This window comes from Actinokineospora sp. NPDC051303 (assembly GCF_055586285.1).
This window is the reverse complement of record NZ_JBVJIN010000070.1, coordinates 20,340-27,004: the sequence shown is the minus strand read 5'-3', so window position 1 is coordinate 27,004 and position 6,665 is coordinate 20,340. Positions and strand designations below refer to the sequence as shown.

The following is a 6,665-nucleotide window of genomic DNA, read 5'->3' as shown; positions in this document are numbered from 1 at the left end:
CCCCACCCGTCTTTCCCACGACGGGATCTTCCTTCGTAGGGGCCCCAAAGAAACCACTCCACCCCATCGAGCAACCCCACCAACCCAGCCACCCCGGAAACCCGCACCCCGGCCCAAGCGAGCCCCACGGAACCCCAGAAGCAGAACTCACCAAGCCCCGTCACCATCTTTGTAAACAACCGGAGCATCCGAAAAGTCTTCATCCACCGGCTGACGAGACCGAACAGGCGGAGCAGGCTCAGCCACATCCTCACCACCAGGAATCTGCTGCACAATCCCCCGATCCCCACCCAGCGGAACAAACGCCTCCGCGACACCGGAAGCCGCGCGCTGCCGAGCCTTACGCGTAGTCGCCAGGATCTCGGCCGTAAGATCAGCAGCAGACTTGCGCATCGCGTCGTCGGTGAGGTGGAGGTCGGTCAGGGAGCCGTTAGGGGCGACGGTGACTGTGACCGTGCCATCCGGGGATCGCTCGGTGGCTCCCGCTGACTCGATGTTCTTTTTGAACTCGGTGGCCTTCTGTTGCAGGTCGGCGACCTTGGCTTCGAAGTCCGCCAGCCATTCGTCCGGTGTCTGCACCTTGTGTCTCCCTCAGGCTCGGTCGGCAGGAGCGTAGCGCGGGGCTGCTCTAGGCTGGCGCGGATGAGGAAGTCGAGCCGGGAGGACGCCCAATGATCACGGCGATCGTGTTGATCCACGCCGCGACGGACAGTATTCCGGAGGCCGCGCAGGCGATCGCCGATATTGACGGGGTGGCGGAGGTGTACTCCTGCGCTGGGAGTGTCGACCTGGTGGCTGTGGTGCGGGTGGCTGAGCACGAGGAACTGGCCCGGTTGATCCCGGGGCGGATCAGCAAGGTGCCGGGGGTGCTCGACACCGACACGCACATCGCGTTCCGGTCTTACTCGCGGCGGGACACCGACGCGGCGTTCGACATCGGGGGCAACGAGGCTTGACCCGACGCGGTGAAGGCGGCGCGGATGGCGGTGTGGTCGTGGCCCGCGGCGAGTAGCTGGTGGAGTAGGACGCGGGCCTTGAGGGGGTCGAGGAAACCGGCGGGGATCAGGCCGCGGGCCAGCAGGTCGGACTCAGAGCCGGGGTACCCGTAGGTCCTGGCCAGCACGGGGCCCGCGCCGGTCCGCGACGCCAGGACCACCGGGACGCGGGCGGCCAAGTCCGCCACGACGTCCACGACCCCGGCCGGGATGTGGCCCGCGCCGAAACCCGCGATGACCAGCCCGTCCACCTGTCCGGCGATGGCGGCCACGGTCGCCCCGGTGTCGCCCAGGGCCATGGTGACCAGGGGGACCTCGACGGGCAGCGGGTCGTCCACGCGCACCAAGGGGGACCGGTGGGCCGGGCGGGTGAGGAATCGGGGTGTGCCCTCCACGAGGTGGCCGAGGGGGCCGCTGTCGGGTGAGCGGAAGGTCGCCCCGCTCGTGGAGTGGGTTTTGCGGACCCGGGCCGCGGCGTGGATCTCGTCGGCGAAGACGACCAGGACGCCCAGGTCGGCGGCGCGCGGACTCGCGGCGGTCTGGACGGCGGCGAGCAGGTTCGCCGGGCCGTCCGGGCCCGCCTGGGTCGGGTTGCGCATCGCGCCGGTCACGACGATCGGCTCGCGGCGGGCGTGGCTCAGGTCGAGCAGGTAGGCGGTTTCCTCGATGGTGTCGGTGCCCTGGGTGACGACCACGCCGTCCGCGCCCGCGTCGAGCCGCTCTTCGATCGCGGCGGACAGCGCGGCCATGTCCGCGAAGGTCAGGGAGGCGCTGGGGACGCGCCGAAAGTCCTCCACGTCGACAGTGATGCCGGTGTCGGCGAGCCCGGGGACGGCGGCGACGAGTTGCGCCGCCGACAGCGCGGGCACGACCCCCGCGTCGCCCGCCATGGCGATGGTGCCGCCGAGGCCGAACACGACCACCCGGGCAGGCACGTCAGAACCGGCCCGCGAACAAGATCCGGGCGACCTCGGTGGTGGTCGCCCTGCCCTCGTCGTAGCCGCCCTGGCCGCGCAGGTTGTTCATGATCGCCAGGGTATAGCGCTCGCCGGGGCCGACGAAGCCGACGGAGTTCATCACCCAGCCGCCGTCTTCCTCCGACCAGCCGTCCTTGTTGCCCGGTCTGCCGCCCGGCCCCGCGCCCCACACGCCCCACTGCTGGTTCGGCGCCACGGCGCGCATCTGGTCGAGGATGAACGCGCGGTCCTCGGCGGGCACCTGGTCGAGGACGTGGTTCATGAGCCGGTCCAGGTCGTCCGCCGTGCACTTCTGGAAGCCCCAGTACGGGAAGACCCGGCCGTAGCCGGGCTGCGGCCGCAGGGACGTCAGGCCGTACCGGGGGAAGGCCGCGTTGAACGTCAGGTGGTCGACGCCGCCGTAGCGCAGCCACAGTGTGGTGGCCGCGTTGTCGTCCGACGAGTGCAGCATCGCGGTCATCAGCGCCCGGTCCACGGGGGTGAGCACGACCTTGCCCGCGCGCTGCCGGTGGAGCAGGTCGACGACCATGCCGAGCTTGATGGTCGACGCGGTCCAGGTCAGCTCGCCCGCGTGCTCGTTGCGCCACACCGCGCCGGTGGCCCGGTCGCGGACGACGATGCCCACCGTGCCCGGCCGCCCCGCGAGGTAGCGCTGGACGTCGGCGAACCGGCCGCGCAGGTCGCAGTCGAAGTCCGAGCCGGGGTGCGCGCAGGTCTCGGTGGTGGTCAGCGGTGCTTCCGGCATGGCCGTCACCGGCGCCTCCCGGGGTGCGGTGAGCGTGGCGGTGACCGAGGGCGGCAACGGCTCGGCGGGCGAGGACACCGCCGTGGACGGCGCGGACGCCGCCACCGGTGGTGGTTGCGGGGCCGCGTCGGGCGTGCCGCAGCCCGCGGCGAGGGCGAGCGCCACTGCCAGCGAGCACACCGGCCAGCGGTGTCTGATCACCGCCGCAGGCTATCGCGAACAGGGCATACGCGTCAGCGAACGAAAGTCGGAAAGGGGGCGGCGCCCGAACCGGGCGCCGCCCCCTTTCCGGGAGAGCTGGCTCTTACAGCTTCTTCGTCGGGTCGTCGGTGGCGATGTGCTGACCGGTCTCCGTCGGCCCCGCCTCCAGCTCGGCGGGCGCGTGCCCGGCGTGCTGGGCGGCGCGGGCGCGGGCCAGCGCGGTCGTCTCCTCGACCGGGTCCGGCGTGAGCCACGAGCCCTGCACCGGCGCGCCAGCGGAGCCGAGCTTGTTCATCTTCTTCGGCACCGGCGCGCCCTGGTACTCCAGCGGGATCGGGTGGCCGTGGTCGTCCACCGGGCCGAGCGGCTGGTGGATCTCGATGAACTCGCCGTGCGGCAGGCGCTTGATGATGCCGGTCTCGACGCCGTGCTCCAGCACCTCGCGGTCCGAGCGCTGCAGGCCCAGGCAGATCCGGTAGGTGATGAAGTACGCGATCGGCGGCAGGATCAGCAGGCCGATGCGGCCCATCCAGGTCGTCGCGTTGAGGGAGATGAAGAACTTCTCCGCCAGCACGTCGTTGGCCGCCGAGAGCAGCGACACCATGAAGTAGGTGATCGCCATCACGCCGAGGCTGGTGCGGACCGGGACGTCGCGCGGGCGCTGCAGCAGGTTGTGGTGGGCGTAGTCCTTGGTGAACTTCCGCTCGATCCACGGGTACGCGGCCGCGACGCCGGTCAGCAGCGGCAGGCCCAGCATGAACGGGAAGAACGCCGCCGGGATCGTGTAGTTCCCGAGGTAGACCTCCCACGCTGGCCAGAGCCGGATCAGGCCGTCCGTCCAGCCCATGTACCAGTCGGGCACGGTGCCCGCGGAGATGTGCGAGGCGTTGAACGGTCCGAAGTTCCAGATCGGGTTGATCTGGAACAGCCCGCCCAGCGCGGCGGTGACGCCGACGACGACGGCCATGAACGCGCCGCCCTTGATCGCGAACACCGGCATGATGCGCACGCCGACGACGTTGGTCTCCTTGCGCCGCACGCCCGGGAACTGGGTGTGCTTCTGGTACCAGACCAGCGCCAGGTGAATGCCGATGAGGGCGAGCAGGATGGCCGGGATCAGCAGGATGTGCACCGTGTAGAGGCGGGGCACGATGTCCTCGCCGGGGAACTCGCTGCCGAACAGCAGCCAGTGCACCCAGGTGCCCAGGACCGGGATCGACAGCAGCAGGCCGGACATGATCCGCAGGCCAGCGCCGGAGAGCAGGTCGTCGGGCAGCGAGTAGCCCGCGAAGCCCTCGGTGGCGCCGAGCAGGAACAGCAGGATGCCGATGACCCAGTTGACCTCACGCGGGCGGCGGAACGCGCCGGTGAAGAACACCCGGAACATGTGCACGACCAGCGACAGCATGAACAGCAGCGCCGCCCAGTGGTGCATCTGCCGGGCGAACAGGCCGCCGCGCACGTCGAAGCTGAGGATCAGCGTCGACTCGTAGGCCCGGGACATCTCCAGGCCGCGCAGGTTCACGAACGAGCCCTGGTAGACGACCTCCTGCATGGAGGGGTCGAAGAACAGCGCCAGGTACGTGCCGGTGAGCAGCAGGACGATGAAGCTGTAGAGCGCGATCTCGCCGAGCAGGAACGACCAGTGCGTCGGGAAGACCTTGTTCAGCTGGCGGCGCAGGCCGCCCGCGAAGTGGTAGCGGTCGTCCGCCCACTTCGCCGCGCCGCCCGCTGCCCGGGTGGCGAGGTTGTTGGGCTTGGTGGGAGTTGTGATAGCGCTCATGACTTCCGCTCCCAGAAGGCGGGCCCGACCGGCTCGATGAAATCGTGCTTGGCGTAAAAGTAGCCAGTTTCCTCATCGACCGCGATGGGGAGCTGGGCCAGCTTGCGCGTCGCGGGGCCGAAGATCGGCTTGGCGTACTGCAGCGCGTCGAACTGCGACTGGTGGCACGGGCAGAGGATCCGGTTGGTCCGCTGCTCGTACAGCGAGGTCGGGCACCCGAGGTGGCTGCAGATCTTGGTGTAGGCGTAGTAGTCGCCGAAGTTGTAGTCTTCCTGGCCCTCGTGCTTGACGACCCTGCGCGCGTCCTCGGAGCGCAGCCGGATCAGCATGACCGGGTTGTCCGAGCGCTTGAGCGCCTTGGACAGCGCCTCGTGGTCGCCGCGCTCGGAGTCGCGGAACGGGAACACCGTCTCCATGCCGCCCGCGTCGAGGTCGGACGGCTTGACCAGCACGACCTCCTCCGGGTCGCCGGTGGCGCGGCGCAGGAAGACCTTCTCGCCGTTCACCGACTTCCAGCCGGTGTGCCACAGCGAGTTGAGGGTGTCGGTCTGCGCCCACGGGTCGCGAACGAGGCCGCCGAGGGCGAACACGCCGACGCCCAGGCCCATCGCGCCAGCGCCGAGGCCAGCGCTGCGCTTGATCAGCGACCGGCGGGCGATGGTGCTGCGGTTCCCCGCGTCGGCGAGCTCGGCCAGGATCGTGGCCTTGTCGACCTCGCTGGAGCCGCCGTCGTGGCGCTGCTGGACCGACACCTCGTGCGGGATGAACTTCTTGGTGTAGAGCAGCGCGCCGACGCCGACGGACAGCACCGACAGGCCCAGCGTCGCGCCCAGCAGCGGGGTGTAGAGCGAGTACAGGGTGTAACCCGAGGTGCCCGGCGCGACGTAAGCCGACGGCCAGAACAGGAACACGCCCGCGAAGGCCAGGCCCGCGGCCGCGGCGATGAGGAACCACAGCGCGACGAGCCGCTCGGCCCGCTTCTCCGCGCGGGTGCCCTTGACCGGCCACGGGTCCGGGTACTCCACGATCTCGACGCCGTCGAGCTTCGCGCCCAGCTTGACCAGGTCCGCGCGCGACATCTCGGCCAGTTCGGCGTCGCTGGGCAGGTCGGGGTTGGTGGAACTCATGACTTAGCCCCAATCCAGAGGGTCATGCCGACCAGCGCGGCGATCCCCACGATGAATGCGATCAGGCCCTCGGACTGCGGCCCGAGTCCGCCGATCGGGTTTCCGCCGGGGTTGTTGTTCCCGTCGGTCACCGACTTGACGTAGGCGATGATGTCCTTCTTCTCTTCCGGGCTGAGCTGCCGGTCGGAGAACTTGGGCATGTTCTGCGGGCCGGTCAGCATCGCCGCGTAAATCTGCTCGGCGGTGACGCCGTCCAGCTTCGGCGCGAACTTGCCGGAGGACAGGGCGCCGCCGCGGCCGGTGAAGTTGTGGCACGAGGCGCAGTTGAGCCGGAACAGCTCGCCGCCGCGCGCGGAGTTGCCGCCGATGAGCTGCTCGCCCTTTTCCTCGGGCATGGTCAGCCCGCCGCCCTTGGACTGGACGAACGCGCTGATCGCGTCGATCTCCTCGGGGGTGAGCTTCGCGGGCTTGCGCTCGATCTGGGCTTCCTGGCGGACCGCGGGCATCCGGCCGGTCGCGGTCTGGAAGTAGGTCGCCGCCTCGCCGACGCCGATCAGGCTGGGGCCGCGGTCGGCGACGCCTTCGAGGTTCGCGCCGTGGCAGCTGATGCAGGTGTTGTTGTAGACCTGCTCGCCCTGGCGCACCAGAGCGGAGTCGCCCTGCGCCACGGCGACCGGCGGCTCCGGCGCGAAGGCCGAGTACAGGAAGCCGACCGAGGTCAGCGCGAACCCGAGGGCCAGCGCGCCTGCCAGGCGCCTGCGGAGTTTGCTGCGGCTCCGTGCTTTCTTCATCATTGAACGGCAACCCTTGCTGTCAGTGCGGGCTCGGCGAAGCTGT

General features: G+C 69.9%; 7 protein-coding genes. 1 reads left to right on the top strand and 6 read right to left on the bottom strand.

The genetic code is table 11. The features are described from left to right. Positions 1 to 147: 147 nt before the first annotated feature. On the bottom strand, positions 148 to 579 hold the full coding sequence (locus ACZ6SD_RS30290) for a YbaB/EbfC family nucleoid-associated protein (RefSeq protein WP_465320432.1): 432 nt from the start codon (positions 577 to 579) through the stop codon (positions 148 to 150). A gap of 92 nt (positions 580 to 671) precedes the next feature. Here ACZ6SD_RS30290 and ACZ6SD_RS30285 point away from each other — a divergent pair, with 92 nt between their 5' ends. Continuing rightward, positions 672 to 956, top strand: coding sequence for an Lrp/AsnC family transcriptional regulator (locus ACZ6SD_RS30285; RefSeq protein ID WP_465320431.1), 285 nt, complete (start codon positions 672 to 674; stop codon positions 954 to 956). Here the strand turns inward: ACZ6SD_RS30285 and ACZ6SD_RS30280 are convergent. The 5 genes from ACZ6SD_RS30280 to qcrC all read right to left on the bottom strand — a co-directional run bounded on the left by ACZ6SD_RS30280 (position 902) and on the right by qcrC (position 6,622). Then, positions 902 to 1,930, bottom strand: coding sequence for an asparaginase (locus tag ACZ6SD_RS30280; RefSeq protein WP_465320430.1), 1,029 nt, complete (start codon positions 1,928 to 1,930; stop codon positions 902 to 904). The two genes, ACZ6SD_RS30285 and ACZ6SD_RS30280, sit on opposite strands and share 55 nt — an antisense overlap. A gap of 1 nt (position 1,931) precedes the next feature. Further along, positions 1,932 to 2,918, bottom strand: coding sequence for a serine hydrolase (locus tag ACZ6SD_RS30275; protein ID WP_465320429.1), 987 nt, complete (start codon positions 2,916 to 2,918; stop codon positions 1,932 to 1,934). Positions 2,919 to 3,021: 103 nt separating this feature from the next. Continuing rightward, positions 3,022 to 4,701 carry a cytochrome bc1 complex cytochrome b subunit gene (gene qcrB, locus ACZ6SD_RS30270; protein ID WP_465320428.1) on the bottom strand — a complete coding sequence of 560 codons (1,680 nt, stop codon included), beginning with the start codon at positions 4,699 to 4,701 and terminating at the stop codon, positions 3,022 to 3,024. Continuing rightward, positions 4,698 to 5,828: a cytochrome bc1 complex Rieske iron-sulfur subunit gene (gene qcrA, locus ACZ6SD_RS30265; RefSeq protein ID WP_465320427.1), complete on the bottom strand. Its 1,131-nt coding sequence runs from the start codon at positions 5,826 to 5,828 to the stop codon at positions 4,698 to 4,700. Before qcrA ends, qcrB begins: the two co-directional genes overlap by 4 nt. After that, positions 5,825 to 6,622 carry a cytochrome bc1 complex diheme cytochrome c subunit gene (gene qcrC, locus ACZ6SD_RS30260; protein ID WP_465320426.1) on the bottom strand — a complete coding sequence of 266 codons (798 nt, stop codon included), beginning with the start codon at positions 6,620 to 6,622 and terminating at the stop codon, positions 5,825 to 5,827. Before qcrC ends, qcrA begins: the two co-directional genes overlap by 4 nt. Positions 6,623 to 6,665: the final 43 nt, after the last annotated feature.